Annotated in this window: 14 protein-coding genes; 2 read left to right on the plus strand and 12 right to left on the minus strand. The window is 33.5% G+C overall.

The genetic code is table 11. The annotated features are described in order from the left end of the window. Window positions 1-21 precede the first annotated feature (21 nt). The 12 genes from C1Y58_RS16860 to C1Y58_RS16915 all read right to left on the minus strand — a co-directional run bounded on the left by C1Y58_RS16860 (window position 22) and on the right by C1Y58_RS16915 (window position 14,962). On the minus strand, window positions 22-840 hold the full coding sequence (locus C1Y58_RS16860; RefSeq protein ID WP_105617262.1) for a flagellin: 819 nt from the start codon (window positions 838-840) through the stop codon (window positions 22-24). Window positions 841-917: 77 nt separating this feature from the next. Continuing rightward, window positions 918-1,229, minus strand: coding sequence for a hypothetical protein (locus C1Y58_RS16865; protein ID WP_105617263.1), 312 nt, complete (start codon window positions 1,227-1,229; stop codon window positions 918-920). Between the two features lie 94 nt (window positions 1,230-1,323). Continuing rightward, window positions 1,324-2,160 carry a hypothetical protein gene (locus C1Y58_RS16870; protein ID WP_105617264.1) on the minus strand — a complete coding sequence of 279 codons (837 nt, stop codon included), beginning with the start codon at window positions 2,158-2,160 and terminating at the stop codon, window positions 1,324-1,326. Window positions 2,161-2,282: 122 nt separating this feature from the next. Continuing rightward, on the minus strand, window positions 2,283-3,689 hold the full coding sequence (locus tag C1Y58_RS16875; RefSeq protein ID WP_105617265.1) for a glycosyltransferase family 2 protein: 1,407 nt from the start codon (window positions 3,687-3,689) through the stop codon (window positions 2,283-2,285). 1 nt (window position 3,690) lies between these two features. Next, entirely contained in the window at window positions 3,691-4,821 is a 1,131-nt protein-coding gene (locus C1Y58_RS16880) for a HEAT repeat domain-containing protein (RefSeq protein ID WP_105617266.1), read from the minus strand. 19 nt (window positions 4,822-4,840) lie between these two features. Further along, window positions 4,841-6,949 carry a hypothetical protein gene (locus tag C1Y58_RS16885; RefSeq protein ID WP_105617267.1) on the minus strand — a complete coding sequence of 703 codons (2,109 nt, stop codon included), beginning with the start codon at window positions 6,947-6,949 and terminating at the stop codon, window positions 4,841-4,843. Window positions 6,950-6,961: 12 nt separating this feature from the next. Continuing rightward, on the minus strand, window positions 6,962-8,395 hold the full coding sequence (locus C1Y58_RS16890) for a CotH kinase family protein (protein WP_105617268.1): 1,434 nt from the start codon (window positions 8,393-8,395) through the stop codon (window positions 6,962-6,964). A 7-nt stretch (window positions 8,396-8,402) separates the two neighbouring features. Continuing rightward, entirely contained in the window at window positions 8,403-9,071 is a 669-nt protein-coding gene (locus C1Y58_RS16895) for a DUF4956 domain-containing protein (protein ID WP_105617269.1), read from the minus strand. 34 nt (window positions 9,072-9,105) lie between these two features. Then, window positions 9,106-9,798, minus strand: a complete 693-nt coding sequence (locus C1Y58_RS16900) for a polyphosphate polymerase domain-containing protein (protein WP_105617270.1) — start codon at window positions 9,796-9,798, stop codon at window positions 9,106-9,108. Window positions 9,799-10,217: 419 nt separating this feature from the next. Beyond that, on the minus strand, window positions 10,218-10,673 hold the full coding sequence (locus C1Y58_RS16905; RefSeq protein WP_105617271.1) for a pyridoxamine 5'-phosphate oxidase family protein: 456 nt from the start codon (window positions 10,671-10,673) through the stop codon (window positions 10,218-10,220). 206 nt (window positions 10,674-10,879) lie between these two features. Next, on the minus strand, window positions 10,880-12,826 hold the full coding sequence (locus C1Y58_RS16910; protein ID WP_207655774.1) for an alkyl/aryl-sulfatase: 1,947 nt from the start codon (window positions 12,824-12,826) through the stop codon (window positions 10,880-10,882). A 183-nt stretch (window positions 12,827-13,009) separates the two neighbouring features. After that, on the minus strand, window positions 13,010-14,962 hold the full coding sequence (locus C1Y58_RS16915) for an ABC transporter ATP-binding protein/permease (protein ID WP_105617272.1): 1,953 nt from the start codon (window positions 14,960-14,962) through the stop codon (window positions 13,010-13,012). A 179-nt stretch (window positions 14,963-15,141) separates the two neighbouring features. Here C1Y58_RS16915 and C1Y58_RS16920 point away from each other — a divergent pair, with 179 nt between their 5' ends. Continuing rightward, the gene (locus C1Y58_RS16920; protein ID WP_105617273.1) at window positions 15,142-16,110 is read left to right on the plus strand and encodes a family 2A encapsulin nanocompartment shell protein; all 969 of its coding nucleotides are present in this window, start codon (window positions 15,142-15,144) and stop codon (window positions 16,108-16,110) included. Next, window positions 16,097-17,716, plus strand: coding sequence for a SufS family cysteine desulfurase (locus C1Y58_RS16925; RefSeq protein WP_105617274.1), 1,620 nt, complete (start codon window positions 16,097-16,099; stop codon window positions 17,714-17,716). The genes C1Y58_RS16920 and C1Y58_RS16925 overlap by 14 nt, the downstream gene beginning before the upstream one ends. The last annotated feature ends 34 nt before the right edge of the window (window positions 17,717-17,750 follow it).

Raw genomic sequence — 17,750 nt, forward strand, 5'->3', positions numbered from 1 at the left:
AGGTGGTCCTCTAAGACCACCTTATATACTTTCAAGAAGTTGCTTTATACGATCTTTTTCCATTTGCATGGCTTGTGCCATGACAGCTTGTGCTGCTTGAATAAGTATTTGATTCTTAGTAAATTCCACTATTGCCTTTGCCATATCCACATCTCTAATACGACTCTCTGCAGCGATCAGATTTTCTTCATAATTGGATAGATTACTTATTGTATGCTCTAAACGGTTCTGCATAGCACCTAATCGTCCTCTTTCTGTTGAAGTGGTTTGAATGGCACCTTTAACCTTCTCCATGGCTTCTTTAGCTCCGTCTTCTGTAGAGATATCTAATCCATCTATATCTAAGGCTGCTTTTGATAAATTACCGATCTTCACCTCGATACTGTTTCCTGAATTAGGACCTACTTGTAAGTGAATGCCATTGGTTTCATGAGATCCATCTATCAGCGTCTTCGTATTAAATTCTGTATCTGATGCTATCTGGTCAATGGCTTCCTTTAATTGCTGAAATTCTTCATTCAATTTTTGTCTATCCTCATCAGTGTTTGTACCATTAGCTGCTTGTACTGATAATTCGTTCATTCTTTGAAGTATACTATGAATTTCATTCATACCACCTTCAGCAGTCTGAATCATAGAAATACCATCTTGGGCGTTTCTCTGAGCCTGTTGTAATCCACGAATCTGAGCTCTCATTCGTTCTGAAATAGCTAATCCAGCCGGATCATCTGCTGCACAATTGATTCTTTTTCCAGTACTTAACTGGAGACTTAATTTGGACTGACGAAGAAATAAATGATTCATGTTATTGACCATCTTAAGAAAAGGGAATTGAATCATAGTTTAACACCTTCTTACATTAATACTATTATTTATATCGTCTTTATTCCTCGGTCAGTTTACTTTTATTTTACTTTTTAACTTTTATTATTCGTTTTATTTCTGTTGATCTTTATATTAAGTAAGTAGACACTCAATACGTTTGTACAAATAATGATAACAAGACTAAGGGCAAAAATTAAAATAGCTTGATACCCCATACCAGACTCTGTTGTTGTATATAACAATCCATAGATGAGATCATAAATTAATAAGGGCAAACTAATATATGTTGGAATGAACTGTATCACCTTTGAGGTTTTTTTTAGCCCTTTAAGGAGTAAAGTGAGTGAAAATGAAATAACTATGGCTACAATGATATAAATGATAACCCAATTAACTAGTTCCAATATATTTGCCTCCTTTTAGCTAACCATAATTAGGATTATCATTATTCTTCCTCTAGGTTCAATTCCTATTCGCTAATGACTTCTTCTTTGTTTTTCATGTAGAAAGATTTTTTTGATCACGTATAAATCTTTTCTCAGATCGTCCAGTATGTAATTGCCATGTGTACCAAAACACATATAGAATAGCGAAAATACCATTTAGAACACCCCAGTAGTTTAACACCCCAGCACTGTACCAGCTTGATGAATTCATTAATATTGGGAATATTCCACCAAAGCAAGCTCTTATGAGAAGGTGAGTAGCTAATGTATAAACCCTTGCCATGATATACAATTCCGGTTGTTTCTTAATAACAGGATACAATTCTGCAGCTAGTAAAATGCATACAGAAGACGCAAAATATATAGGACTCTCTCCAAAAACAAAACACGCATTCCAAGTAGTATATAGTAAATTCCATCCAATTGTTGTATAGACTATTAGATCACCAGGTTTTTCTTTAGACATTTTCCAATAACGATTGGGGAATGGTATAGTCACACATAATAGAAGTCCAGCTAGAGCATTAAGGTTATTACCCATTTGAAAATCTTTAAGCGTTGCTTCCATAATATTTAAAAATAAAACACCGTATAATACCCAAAGAACCCAATCTTTTTGAAGTGACTTCCATGCCTTACCCTTCCTTTGCTCATAGTTCGAGATCCTAGCAAAACCAACAAATATGGTTGGTATAAAGACACTTAAATTTTTAGCCCACCGAAACCATCCTTCTACATTCCCCATTAACCATAATGGAAATGTGAATAAAGCTGCTATCCATAGTACATTTGCAAAGCGATAATGCTTTCTCATAAAAGATACAATTGAAATTAGTGCAGTAAAATAGCTTCCCATTGTTAATAGGTACTGCCAAATGGGTATGTCCATATTCATCCCTCCATTAAAATTGAAATATATGGTTATACTCAATTCTACTGTACTAATGGAATATTTTCAAGTTATATACATTAAGTCATAATTTCAGAATATACAACTACTCACTAGGTCTTTTATGATTCAACCTTATGATGACGTTGTCTATTGATTTTCTCCCATTCATGTTTTCTTTTTCTATACTGAAACAAAGCTGATAAACGGTATAAAGATGATATTTGTCTGTATCCTAGGCTTTCTATCAAACTATAAAAAATGAGTTTTAAGATAACCCTCCAATTTAATATATCCTTAAACACATAGCTTTCCAGTATAATAGCAGCCGCTGAAATAACAAAGCTGTAGCCGATATAAACAACAAAAAATGTAACGAAAAACTGAATATTTATAAATCCCGTATAGTAGGCCAGTATTATGAATGTGACACCTACAATATCTAGTACACAAGATAACATTTCATATATCAGATAATAAAGAAAAGAAAAGGTACCAATCAAACCATAGGTTGTATTTAGAAAAATATATTTATGCTCAAATAAGCTTTGCATTAGGCCTATATGCCAACGACGTCTCTGTTTTTTAAAGTCCGATATTCTTTCCGGCACTTGGGACCAACAGATAGCGTTTGGGGCATATTGAATCCGATAGGATAATTTATTTTTTCGATAGAATGAGTGCATCTTAACAACCAGTGACATATCTTCTCCAATGTGCTGTGTATCGTATCCGCCTACATTGATCACTGCATCCTTTTTAAATAGGCCAAAGGCACCAGATATGATAAGATTTCCATTAAATTGATTGAACCAAACCCGTGTTGTCAAAAATACACGATAGTACTCAATCATCTGCATGATAATCAGCCATTTCTTTGGTGTCAATACTTTTGCAACTTCTCCATTTTGTAAAACTATTTGATTGGAAACCTTTATATTGCCTCCAACTGCAATGGTTCTATCATCTTCCATAAAAGGTATAACTATATTACTTAAAGAATCTTTCTGCAAAATAGAGTCTGCGTCTAAGGATACGAAAAAGGGATATCTTGAGGCATTGATTCCTAAATTTAGTGCGTCTGCTTTCCCCCCATTTTCTTTATTAATCAAAGTGATTTTTATCCGATCTCCGCCTTCATATATACTTCTGTCATTTTTACTATTTACCAATCGTCTAATAGGTCTCATCACTTTATGTAAGTTGAATTCTTCGATAAGTACTTCTTCTGTATTATCTGAGGAACCATCATTAATAATGACTATCTCATATTCAGGGTAATTAAGACTTAATATGGAGCTGATACATTCAACTACAGTTTTCTCTTCATTATAGGCAGGAACTAAAATGGATATAGGGACATAGTTAGCATCATTTTTAACCCTTAAGTTATTCCTGTATTTTTTTCTCTCCATGGACTGGTATAAATTGTTAATAGCGTATATTGTGGAGATAAAAAATATAACGGCGTATACAAAGATATAATACATAAAAAATTGGTTAATATAATCAATTATGTTTTCTACCACATCACCACCGCCTCCTACCATTTGTTTTTTCCATATACTCATCATAAGTTATTTTATTCTTAACAAACATAGCATAAAATAATATATCTCTAGAGTACTTGTCCTTCTTATGTAAAACATCATATATCAACATATTCCCTAAATCGAAATCCAATAATGTCATGGCTGAATTTAAGCGTACATACCAATTGCTATCCATTATACTTATTAGCAGTTTATCAATGGTATCATAGGAGTAATAATTGGATAGTGCTTTTGCAACAAGAGCTCTACATTCCCAGTACGGTGAATCCAAACGTTGTATTAATGCTTCCTTTGCAGGTGGATAATTGATCTGATTAAAATATTTTATAATACTTGTCTCAATCTCTTTATCAACATCTGATCCCTGTAATTTATTGAATAACTCCTCTGCTACTGTATTGTTCTTTTTATTCTGCCAGTGTTCAATGATGATGCATTGGATGTCAATACTTAAATCATCAAGGCACTTCAGTAACTCAATATTAAGTACCTCTAAATTCCCACCAAAATGATCCAGTATATCTATAAAAACCTTTTCATTAATATAACCTTGTGTCTCTGTCAGGTATCTTAATGCTTCGATAAAACAATCTACATTTCCGATCTGCCCAATTGAGTTAAGTGCATTAAATCTTAAATGAAGGGAAGTTGTCTTTAATGACTCCATTAAATACTTATTAATATAATCTTGATCAACTTTAAACTGCCCTAGTAGAAAAACGGTGTATACGTTTTTTATACTGCCTTCATTTCTACCTTTAATCAATTTTTTTATATAGTCATCAAAAAGAGTCATATAATCGGCTACAAGAGCATGGTTCTGTGGCTCTTCATTCAACAAAATAATAGTATTATTAAAGACTCTTTGGTAAGCCTTAAACTTTAATTTTTGTCTCACAGAATTAATGGCATAAAAAGATACTCTCTTATTATGACTTATGGTTAATAATTGGTTATAGATTTCTTCGCTAAATGTTTCAGTGAGCTTTCCCACTTTTTTATTAAATCTCTTCTCCCTTAGGTCTTGTAAGATCATATATATCAAAGAACACGAAATAATATATACAAAGTATATAAGTATTAGATAAATGAATATAATTGACTTCATTCCTTTATTCCCCTCCTACCTAGTGGCTATCTTTAGATAGTTCCTCCTTCATAAGATTGTAGGATAACTTCAATCTTTCATGATAGGTAGGTAGCGTCCACTGCTTCCATTGATAAGGTTTTGCATCCAATCGTAAAATCTTATGATTTTCTTCCTTTACAGTTACACCAGCAAATAAACTATCAATTTTAATAGGTTGTATTTGGAAGGTTTCATAGTAATCATCATGTATTTGCATTGTCGACGGATCCATAAAGTTTAAGAGACTCCATGGAATTCTCACTTCAATATAATCCTTCCCTATATAAAAATCTGAAATAGAGCTATAGGCATCACTATATGGGTTGGAATTACCATGTACAAGCCTTCCTGTTTCAATTGCTTCTCTCTCAAATATCTGGCCTAGTGACTCCACATAGGTTCGTGGTCGTATATACAGCATGATAGGAGAAAATCTATCCATATCAGGTGTATGAACAATCATGTCTGGGCGTATTCGTAAGCTCTTCTCTTGTTCCAAAAAACTATAGGTATTATAGTATTCGTGAACCAATACTTTTGAATTATCTTTATTATTAATTTGTATAATAAAATCTGCTGGCCTATCAAAGATTAGATTATACTCTGTACTGGATGTCCTTCCCGATTGAGGTGTTACATCTAAATCGATGAACACCTCTTGTATGGCAGGATCAAATCCATCTTGTAAACAAATCATGAAATAAAGATATTTTGCATCGGACCTCATGGATAAAGATAGATCTTCACTTTGATTCATTATGTCTTCTTTTGTCCATTCATCATTATTATCATCTGGATAAACAATATTCTCCCCGCTATTCGGTTCAAAAGCCATTAATCCAAATGATTGACTATAGGTTTGGACATCATACCAATAGGCTGATTTATCCAGTATAATTCGATCTTTTGTATTCCATGCTGATCGATGCCAGCTATCACTCCATTCAAAGAGTATGCTTCCAGCACATCCAGCCTCATTAATAGCACGATAGGTAGTGACTAATGCATAAGCCTGCTCTTTTTCACTTATGTACCCTTTATCTGTATTCGTTACAAAGTCTCCCGTAGATCTTGCAGAAGGTATACCGTATTCTGAGATCACAACTGGTATGCTATGATAGTTATTAACCTTACTAAAATACATTCCTTCATTCTCTTCATACTCTACTAATTGACTAAAGGTAGGGTATATATTATATGAGACAAATATGCCTGAATTTAAACGATTTGTCGTTTTTATGTTTTCTACATCAATATACCCCTTTGCAATTGTATCGCTCTCTTTGTCAAGGAGTACTGTTTTTGAGCCATTGGTATACATATTACCATTATTAAGGTGGTATGAAGGTGAGCCAATAATACTTACCAGTCTTTGTTCACCATAGGTAGTTGTTTCATAGTCAACTAGAAAATCAGCTGATTCTGCTAAGTATGATTCAAAGGATGTGGCTTCTTCATTGGTATAGAAGTATTCACCTTTATAGGGTACATCATCATTCATCATCTCTGAATAAATAATGTCTTGCGTGGCCCAATGAATACCTATGGTATAACCTATAACATACTTGGATATATCCGTTGTATATGTTTCAAACAAGTTAATGTTTACATAATTATTGGTGTTTCCGTGTATTATGTTAACGGCTGATTTGATTGTATCTTTAAAGATCTTATTCATAGGTCTTGATTGTGGATCATAGCCGTCCTTTAAATATACTTCATCAAAATAGATCCCTTGTAATAGATATAATGGTTCTTCTCTATTTCTATTGAACTCTTCTAGTGCTTCATAAAATTCTTCTGGCATGATATTCTGAACACGTACACAATTCATGGACATGTCCTTAATATATGAGAACCATCTCAAATATTCTTCTTCTGTCACCAAACTATCTCCAGGAAAAGCTCCTGGTTTTCCTGGATTCATATTAATCCCTGTTAGTTTTATTGTTTGCCAAGAATTGTCCTTATAAATGAATAGTTCTTTACCTTCTGTTTTAGTAAAATAAGTAATCTTATCGTATGTTCCTGGTTTACTTACTAAGCCAGCACTGTATCCAAGCATAAGAAAAAACATCAATGTACTCAATAGTAAAAATCTTTTCATGTACTTTTCCCTCTAATCTGTCCACTTGTATAAACTATCAATATTCTCATCCATCCACTTAATTCTATTGATGATGAATTCTTTCAACAACTCTATTTCTTCTTCATAAGAGCTTGCTTTTCCATCTGTTGGATACAACAAATGGGGATTAGCCTGTAAATAATCTTCCAATAATTTAATATCGTGCTCATAAGGTTGAAAATCATTATAGGGATTTCTAAACATTTCTGGCTGATTACATATATAAAATGGCCAAACATTAAAATTACGCTGTGGTGCTTCATCAAGTGACTCAACTGTTTCATCTATTAAGTTTAATAAAAATTCCTCACTGAAATAAGTCTTTCTTAATTCTTTATAGCGCTTAATAACTTTGCTAACAAATTTTTTATCCCCCATTAACCTTTCAAACCAAGTAGTATTATGCATATAAAAACCTGTATAATCATAGTATTCGTTCAATATATTACTATTACCTAAGGACGCATTGAAATCCCATACAGGTCCTGCGTGTATTTTTTCACCATAATCCTTATAAATATATGTACTTACATAACCTGCATCTGTGTTATTAAAAAATTCATTTATTAAATAATAATCAACAAATGAATCTACTTCTATATATTCATTGTATCCTTCTGATGGAATATCATATTTGTCTGAATATAATACCCTCTCAAATTCACTGATTGTCTTACCTATATAGTTGATCTGGTCATTTGTTATTTCTCTTTTTGGATAAACAGCAATAATATTGTGATCATAAAGGTATATTTCATTACCATAAGTTGGAATAATAATATCTTCATCTTTTTGCTTGTCTTTTGCGACTATAAAACTTGTTTCACCTTGGTCATCTTGTGTTGGGAATATATCTACTTTTTCTTCTCCTCTTTTAATCTTTTCTATCATGAGGTATAGACCCATAAAATGTTCATCTTTTATTTCGTTACTACCATCATCTATAAGGTATACTTCACAAAACCTGGACTTAGGAGCATAAGTCATTATTTCTCCTGCAATTGTATACGCAACATAATTTCTAATAAGTGATTTATCCTCAAATGGTGCATTAAGTACCCAGTCCGAATCTTTAGCCATTCCTAGAATACTTTCATCTTGTTCATTTCCATTTAAGTCTTGTAGTTCTATACTATATTGTTTTTTAGGCATTTTACGGGTAGTATTACCCCTAATTTTTATACCTATTTGTGATATAAAATTATATTCGGTATGATTATATACATCTATACCACCTTCAAATATCTTCATTACCCCAGTTATCTTGTCAGTTTCATTGACACTCTTACCCTTCGTATCAATAATGATTATGGGTAAGTCGCTATCCAACTTATCTTCAATAGTAATCTTTTTGTCGCCGCATGCAACCAATATGAAAGTATTTAAAAGTATTATTACCATAAGTTTTGAAATACTTTTTTTCATACTACACCTACCCTATTGTTTCCCCATTTTGAGCCACTAAATTAACTACAGTAACACCTTCAATATGATAAAGTTCCTTAATGATATTCTTATCCTTATTCTTTTTTAGTTTAATTTGATAAACTAACTCAATATGATCTTGGGTTGAATTTTTAGCTCGTAATTGACTATTCTTAAAAGCATTAAAGACGCATCTCATCATCTCTTCTTCTTTAACCCTATTTCCTCTTATAATAAGAACATACCGATCTTCTTTTCCAAAGCCGCCAATATTGAAAACCATTAAAACGATAAATAAAAATAAGGACCCCATAACAGCTATGGCATAGTTGGTTGTACCTACACATAACCCAACTGCTATTGCCCAAAATATATAAGATGTATCTCTTGGATCTTTAATAGCTGTACGAAAACGTACAATGGATAATGCACCCACCATCCCTAGAGATAAAGCTATATTACTACCAATCACAATCATCACTATGGTCGTCACTATGGTGATCATGACCAAAGAGATATTGAATTTTCTATTATACATCACACCACTGTATGTAAATCTATAGGTAATAAAGATGAGTATGCTTAATGCTAAAGCAACAACTAAAATTTCAATGGATTTGATAATGCTAATGTTACTGCTATTTGATATGAGGTAATCATACAGTATTTCTTTCATATTGTCCTCCTAAATTTAAGTCACATATATGTTATTAAGATATGTAATTATCATAGAATTTTCTTGATGAGCAGTACTTACTAAAGGATTGGTTAACACTTTCTCGATTGCCAAGGATCTGTGATATCCAGCCAAATAATTCTCCGTTATATTTTACTTCTAAGAGAGCATGGTAATGATTAAACATGGGGATTAAGCAAACACTATCTGAAAATAGCTGAAAATTAGTCTCGCTCGTTCTAATATCACTATCTAAAGTTATTCTTATATTATTCTCTGTATGGATATAAGCTCTTCTATCATACTCTACTAATACCACTGGTTGATATTGTCCCAATGACATTATATTATAGGCTGTAGAGGCTACATGATCATCATAACTTAACAATACCTGATAATCTTTTTTGATTAGACGCTTGGCATCATCTTTACTAATTTCAACAGTCTCTTTTATCTGATTAAAATTAATCTTTCGTTTGATTTCCAGTTTAGCTTTTAGGCAGTCTGTATCATATATTCTTAGTCTTATTTTTTTTCTGTCTTCTTCTCCACGAATTTTACTATAATAATCAATATTATTGAGAGAATCGAAATATAGACTTCTAACCTTGTAACCAAATTCTCCATTGTTAGGATCCTGTATTAATAACTTCTTTAATACATTACTTAAGCTATAATAATCGCTGTCACTGATGACATACTTAAGCTCTTTCCTATTAATAAGCACTCTTTTAATCCCCCTCTATACTTATGGTATCTATTTATATAATAATAATCATCAGCATAACTTTTATAATCGTATTATATCATCAATAAAGTTCAATGTCGAACTGTGTCCACCCCAATTTCAGCATATAAAGTAGAAGTTTAAAAATCCCACTATCATATGACAGTGAGACTCTTTTTAAAGCCCTTTCTTTATTAATTAGTAAGGTAAACTTTTTTACTTTATATTAATTACATATGGTATGATATTGGCACTACTTGACCTTCCTAAATCACCTTTACCCCTATTAGATAGTTAGATTATATAAAAGGTTTCAAAAAAATAAGAATTATTAAGATTATAACACCTTATGCACCCAAAAAAGGACTAAATAACTCCTTAAAGTCATTTAGTCCTTCTACTAATTTATTAAAACAGATCTATCTATAAGTAACTTCTTCAGTATGTCCAAACTGTACCGTATTATCTGTTAAATATACTTTTTCAAGCTCAACTCTTACACCAACAAAATCAGACTGCTCACCTGGTAAATCTTTTAAATATGGAAATTTTTCAATGATATGACCAAATGCTTTTTGGATCTTTTCAGGTGTATCGCCAACATAAGCTTTCCCTGCAGCTTTAATGTATCTCAACTCATTTAGTTCTTCCATGGATGTGCAATCATGATCGATGACAACGTATACGTTATGATTATCCTTAATTTCTTGCACTTTAGCAGTCATCTTATGAGTGATAAAGTATAATACTGATTCATCTTCACCCATAGCATAATCCACACCTCTGGATTTTGGCATACCATTTGCATCAACAGTACTGATGTTCATCAAGTTATGGTTCTTAACTACCTCAAAGATTTTTTCCTTATTCGTCATAAAAATATCCTCCTAAAATTTATTAAAAATTAAATCTAATCTCATATCAAGATTTTTCATTTTATATTAGACTGGTCGTCTAGTTAAATATATCATTTTTATATAATGAAGTCAAGACTTATTTTTTATAACTAAAAATCCACTTAAATCTTCTTGAATATCAAGAATTCATCAAATAGATGTGGAGGTTTGGTACTTTCTTAATATTAATTCTTCTTTGGTAATGGGGTAACTATGTTAAAATCTTTATCAACAATATCTTGTGACCACAAAAATAACTCCCATTTCCGCTTATCACCTTCTATTGCTATGGAAGCATTAGTCGGAGGTTTATTGGTCGTTGCTAATTGATACAATGTATCTTTCGCCATTATAATAGTAACAGATGCATCAGGATCTATTTGATCTGATAAATAGCGTAGTATGCCTCTTTTGATTTCAACTACTGCTTCTTCTTTTCTATCAGGTATAATAAAATTCATTCTATAATTAAAATTACCTGCTTTTAATCCATCAATTCTTATACTGAAAAAATAGAGTACTTTATCTAAAGGTAACGCATTCAAAACCTCATCTGTTAATGTAGTACCCGGCATCGGTGTATTGCCAAAACGAAGTTCAAAAGCACCTACTAAATACTCATTTCTCCATGGTCCAGATTCTGCTATATAACCTAACTGTTCTAACGCATCTGCACATAGTAGTCTTGCATCTCTATTTCCTGGGTTAGCATAAATAATATGTTTTGTTACTTCTGCAACCCATTGGTATTCTCCTTGTTCAAAAGACTTCTTAGCTTTTTCTAAAATATTCTCTTCTCCACCCATATATTCTACATATTTTTCTGCTGAGTCTTGAGGTAAAAGCTTATTGAGATCTACGGGGTTTCCATTGTACCACCCCATATATTTTTGATAGACAGCTTTTACATTGTGATTGACTGTACCATAAAAAGGACTGTTGTACCATTCTTTACTGATGCTCTCTGGAAATTTAATCATCCTTCCAACTTCATCGATGGTGTATCCTTGATTAATCAATCGCAACGTTTGATCATTCATGTATTGATACATATCTCTTTGTTTTTCCATATAGTCAATGCAATATTTATTACCTCGCCTTGGCCAATTGTGAACTTCAAATACTGTGGTCAAGTCATCTCCGAATAAATCGATAGCTTGCTGAATATACTTTGCCCAAGCCACCGGATCTCTAACTTCTGCCCCTCTTAATGTATATAAGTTATGAAGTGTTGCTGTACAATTTTCTGCTATACAAAGAGCCTTTTCACTAGGTATGAAAATATTCATCTCCGCTTTGGCTTCCGTATTAGGCGTTAGCTGAAACTGCATAGTTACACCATCAATTACTTTTTCATGGTAGCCTTTATGAGGGTCTTCTTTTATCTCGTTAATATTCTTAACAAGGGATTGGGTACCTCCCGAAACATATTTTCCAATTCCATTATCAACCTGCCCCTTTTTATCCCTTAGCAATAATTCGCCGTACATGAACATACCTCGGCGTGCCATTGCTATACCAGCATAAACATTTTCTTCGATGACAGCTTTTGTAAAGCCTTTTGGGGCATATACTTTGATATCATCCACTGTACCACTTTTGATTACGCCCAATACACCACCATAGTGATCTGCATGGGAGTGGGTGATGATAACAGCACTGATAGGAATGTCTTCATATTGTTTAGCCAGTTGAATTGCAGCTTCCGCCGTTTCCATAGAGGACAAGCAACCAATAATGATCCACCCCGATTGGCCTCTAATAAGAGTCATATTAGCAAGATCAAAACCCCTTATCTGATAAATCTTATCTGTTACTCTGAATAAGCCTCCATTCAAATTCAATTTCCCCTGTTCCCAAAGCTTTGGATGAACCGTATCTGGTATATTTTCTTCCAATAAGAATTCATACATTTTAAGATCCCATATTGGTAAAAATGAATCTTGCCTTTTAATGACTAATGATGGTGTTGCCATGATACAATGTTCTTTAGCTAATTTTTTTTCTATATCTAATCTTTTCCAATCAATATTATTATAGGCTTCAATATTTTTTCTTTTTGTTTGAGGAGTAGCTTTTTTTCTAAAAACATTAAGAATCGGTTTATACCACCTTGTTATTCCTGAATACACTTTTATTCCCCCACTCCATATATTTCGAGCTAGCACTGATACTTTTGTAAAGTAATCCTATATATTCACTTGGACTCTAAATATAAATTATTCCACTATAAATTATTCCCTTCTTCCACATCTTGTGCTTTTACTTAATTAAAGCTCTTTAAGAAATTTCATTCCAAAAGAGCTTAACTACCTTTATTCATGTCTTAATGATTCTATAGGGTCCAGTTTTGCTGCTTTACTTGCTGGACTAAGACCAGCTATGATGCTCACCAAGGTACTTACTAATAGACCAAAGGCCATATAATCTATGCGTACATCAATTAACATGATATCAAATTGTTGCTCCAAGATTCTATTACCCAGATTAGCAAATATTAGAGCACAGATAACGCCAATTAATCCTCCTACTATACCCACTATGGCTGCTTCCGAAAAGAAAATCCTTTTGATATCCTTTCTTCTTGCACCAATAGCTTTGAGTACACCAATTTCTCTTGTCCGTTCAATAACGCTGATATATAATACTACTAATATCATAATCCCTGATACAATTAATGATATCCCAGCTATGCCAGAAAGAATAGCTGTAGCAATACTTAAATATGTCATTAATTGTTCAAGTATAGCCTCTTCCCGAGATCCTTCATAACCCATTTCTATTAGCTGATTTTTTATGTCTTCAACATACTCTTCACTGGATGCATACGCGTACAAAGTCTTAGGACCAAAATCCAATTCATTTTCAATATATAAGTCTTCTAAATCTTCATAATGTATATAGCCAAGTGTGAAATCTCCCATCATCCCTTGACTACCTGTATCTATTAGTCCACTAACTATAAGTTCTCGTTCAATTTGTTGAGGTTGTCTATCTTTTTGCTCGATTATAATAAGTTTCACCACTTGGTTAATCAGTGTTTCTGCTTCTCCCCCTTCTCCAAGTATGTTTTCTGCAATATTCTGCGAAAGAATAATTTGTCCTTCCACTGCCATTTGCCCATGTATAATATCTGCCTCATCAAATGTTTCAGATATGGTTTCCAACATCAATAGATCAACATCTTCTTCAAGATACTCAATCTTTGATTGCATGGAGATGGTTAAACTTTTTTCTATTCTCTCTACATGGTTTATATCTTTAATCTCATTAATCTCATTATCATTAAAAGGTGGTCCTTCTGTTATGGGACCTCTCATTTCTCCTTCACTTGGTTTACTGATTTCAATCATTAGAGGATCAACATTACCTTGTATTTCTCCTTGTATATACGCTTTTACCCCACTACCTAAAGATAGCATAATGATAACACTGGTAATACCTATAGAAGCTCCAAAAGCTATTAAGATATTACGCCATGCATTCAGTTTCATATTATTAACGGCCAACTTGATAGCTGAAATGAAGTTTAAGTTTTGTTCTTGGTTCTTCACAACACTCTTTTCTTCTTCAAAGCTAATTTTATCTTTTATGGATTGGTCTTGAGTAATCACTCCATCAGCAATTGTTACAATCCGAGTCCCAAAGTTAGCAACCTTTGAGGAGTGAGTCACAGCAATAATCAGCTTACCTTTATTTGCTATACTCTGCAGCAATTGGAGTACTTGCCCTGAAGTTTTAGAATCTAAAGCACCGGTTGGTTCATCTGCCAAAATGATGTCAGGATCATTAGCTAACGCTCTTGCAATAGCTACACGTTGTTTTTGACCTCCTGATAATTGATTAGGTCTTTTATTCATATGTTCCTCTATACCAACCTCTTCTAATAATGCTTTAGCTCGTTTGATCCGTTGCTTTTTTGTAGCATTGGATAATGTCATGGCAATGGTTACATTATCTAATACTGATAGATGGGGTATTAAATTAAAGCTTTGAAAGATGAAACCTATATTATTCTTTCTATAGGCATCTAGTTCCTTCTCTTTAAACAGAGTGATGGCTTTACCATTAACAGATATTTCTCCTGTAAAATCAGAATCTAAACCTCCAATTAGATTCATTAGTGTGGATTTTCCACTGCCAGATTCACCTATAATAGATATAAACTCCCCCTTGCTAAAGGTTAAGTTAATATTTTTTAGAACTTGAAAGTTGTTTTTTCCAATCTTATAGTACTTATCTACATTCTTAATACTCAATGTTGACATTCAATCACCTTATACCTTTTTAGGATAGCTTACCTCATTATGTTTTACCTGAAACATTAACTTTATACGATAGTTTGCCAAGTAGTCACCTCCATTATTTTGTCACATATATTATTACTAGGTTAATAAAATAAGGGGAAATCTATCTAACCTTTTAATAATTTTAAGGAGTGTTAATTATGAATTTACCTGATTACTCCATATCACAACGGAGTTTACATCCACATGTAGCACGTAAGTTATCGCACACCACAAAATCTATTCCAATGATGGAAAGTATCACACCTAGATGGCTTCTCAATTTCATGCCATGGGTAGCAGTAGAAGCTGGCGTTTACAGTGTCAATAAGATAAAAAAACATCCTGGTGAAAATGAGGCTAATGATTTTATAGAAAAAGCTATTGAGCTTTGTTCCGACCATTGGGAAGAATATGATCTTCCACAGACATATCCTGATTACGAGGAACGTCCAAGTGAATATATCCTAAGCCTTATTCAAACTATCTTAAAGGTCAATAGTAATGTTACAGATATCTTTAATTCACCCATTAACCAATTACAAGAACAAATGCGACTAACCATTGAATCAATGAAAGAAAGACAAGAATGGGAACTTATTAATAACAAGGACTTTGGTCTCATTAATCAAGTCGCACCTTCTATGAAAGTTCGCCCACGAAAAGGAGCACCTACTCCCGATGATTTGGATGAATTGCTAGCAAAGGTATGGAAAAAACCTGCATACTTTTTGGCACATCCTAAGGCTATCGCAGCTTTTGGCAGAGAGTGCACAAGAAGAGGCGTTCCACCTGCAACTGTTAATCTCTATGGTTCTCCTTTCATCACTTGGAGAGGTGTACCTTTAATTCCTTGTGATAAATTATTAGTGGATGGTAGAAACAACCCTACTAGTAATATTTTATTAATGCGTGTGGGTGAGAAGGAACAAGGTGTTATAGGCTTACATCAGCCCGGTATTCCTGATGAAACGGATATACCTAGTCTATCTGTTAAATTTGGTGGTATAGATAACATGGGAATAACTTCTTATATTATGAGTCTTTATTTCTCCATTGCTGTCTTATCAGATGATGCTCTAGGTATGCTTGAAAACGTTGAGGTAGGAAGTTACTATGACTATGTTTAATTCAGATACCAAGTTATATACACCCTCTCGGCATAAAGATGTTCTAAAAAATCCCTCTTCACAATTGGCTCATATAGATGATGATATGATCAGTCGACTTGCCAATGAAGTTTATAGAGAAGATCTACCTGTTACCATGGATAGATCTTACCATGATGATCCAACTACCATTGATGAACCTCGGCCTGAAGAATTTTTAACAATTGATCAACCTCGGCCTGAGGTATTTCTAACAAACGATCGGCCTCGACCTGACAATCCACATGTAAATGATCCTGAACCATCCCACGTTACAACTGATCCTTATCAACAACATGCAGAAAGTAGTTATTATTTTTTATCCCACCTTCATCCTACAGTTACTCCGATACAACCTATTAATTATCATACTAACCATTTAGATTCTTACTCTTTAAGAAAAGATTTTCCTATATTAAGGAAGAGAGTTAATGGAAGACCATTAGTTTGGCTTGATAATTCTGCAACAACTCAAAAACCTCGAGCCGTTATAGATTCTCTTGATACTTATTATAGTGAAACCAACTCTAATGTACATCGTGGAGCTCACACTTTAGCAAGGCAGGCAACAGATGCCTATGAAGACGCAAGAAAAAAGGTACAGATGTTTATTGGTGCCTCCTCACCAGAAGAAATCATTTTTGTTCGTGGTGCTACAGAAGCTATCAATCTTGTATCTCAAACATACGGCAATGCTAACATAAAGGAAGATGATGAAATATTATTAACCATGATGGAACACCACTCCAATATTGTTCCTTGGCAAAAATTAAGGCAATCCAATGGAGCTATCATAAAACCCATTCCTATCAATGATCATGGTGAAGTTATACTAGAAGAATATGAAAAGCTTTTTACACCTCGTACAAAAATGGTAGCAATCACCCATGTTTCTAACGTGCTTGGGACAGTTAATCCAGTTAGGACTATGATCGAGATAGCACATAAACATGGTGCTATAGTTCTTGTTGATGGTGCTCAGTCAGTACCTCATTTAGGTGTTAACGTCAATCAAATTGACGCGGATTTTTATGTTTTTTCAGGTCATAAGATATATGGTCCTACAGGTATTGGTGTCCTATACGGAAAGAGAATCTTACTTGAAGCAATGCCCCCTTGGCAAAGAGGTGGTGGCATGATTAAAGATGTTAGCTTTGATAAAACAACCTATAATGGTCTACCTAATAAATTTGAGGCAGGAACAGGTAACATTGCAGATGCGGTAGCTCTAGGTACCGCTATTGACTATATACAAAACATCGGAATAGATAGAATTGAAGAACATGAAAGGACACTCACCAAATATGCTATGCACGCACTTAGTGAAATTCCTGGCATTCGTCTTATTGGTACATCACCAAGTAAAACAAGTGTGATCGCCTTTGTGATAGACGGTATCTCATCAGATTCAGTAGCAAGATATCTTAACGGAGAAGGTATTGCTGTTCGCTCAGGACATCATTGTGCACAGCCTGCTTTACGGCGATTCGGATTAGATAGCGCTGTAAGAGCATCTTTGGGTATGTATAATACTAAGGAAGAAATTGATTGTTTAGTTAACGCTGTTCGGAAAATATCCAGATCTTAACAAAAAACATAGAAGAGACCATGAAATCTAAATC

The organism is Vallitalea okinawensis, from assembly GCF_002964605.1.
GTDB classification, from domain to species: domain Bacteria; phylum Bacillota; class Clostridia; order Lachnospirales; family PQDH01; genus Vallitalea_A; species Vallitalea_A okinawensis.

Excerpts from the sequence above, each read along its gene's own strand:
- C1Y58_RS16895 (WP_105617269.1), bottom strand. The coding sequence starts at position 9,071 with ATGAAAGAAATACTGTATGATTACCTCATATCAAATAGCAGTAACATT.
- C1Y58_RS16925 (WP_105617274.1), top strand. The coding sequence starts at position 16,097 with ATGACTATGTTTAATTCAGATACCAAGTTATATACACCCTCTCGGCAT.
- C1Y58_RS16860 (WP_105617262.1), bottom strand. The coding sequence starts at position 840 with ATGATTCAATTCCCTTTTCTTAAGATGGTCAATAACATGAATCATTTA.
- C1Y58_RS16920 (WP_105617273.1), top strand. The coding sequence starts at position 15,142 with ATGAATTTACCTGATTACTCCATATCACAACGGAGTTTACATCCACAT.
- C1Y58_RS16880 (WP_105617266.1), bottom strand. The coding sequence starts at position 4,821 with ATGAAGTCAATTATATTCATTTATCTAATACTTATATACTTTGTATAT.
- C1Y58_RS16885 (WP_105617267.1), bottom strand. The coding sequence starts at position 6,949 with ATGAAAAGATTTTTACTATTGAGTACATTGATGTTTTTTCTTATGCTT.
- C1Y58_RS16905 (WP_105617271.1), bottom strand. The coding sequence starts at position 10,673 with ATGACGAATAAGGAAAAAATCTTTGAGGTAGTTAAGAACCATAACTTG.
- C1Y58_RS16870 (WP_105617264.1), bottom strand. The coding sequence starts at position 2,160 with ATGGACATACCCATTTGGCAGTACCTATTAACAATGGGAAGCTATTTT.
- C1Y58_RS16890 (WP_105617268.1), bottom strand. The coding sequence starts at position 8,395 with ATGAAAAAAAGTATTTCAAAACTTATGGTAATAATACTTTTAAATACT.
- C1Y58_RS16915 (WP_105617272.1), bottom strand. The coding sequence starts at position 14,962 with ATGTCAACATTGAGTATTAAGAATGTAGATAAGTACTATAAGATTGGA.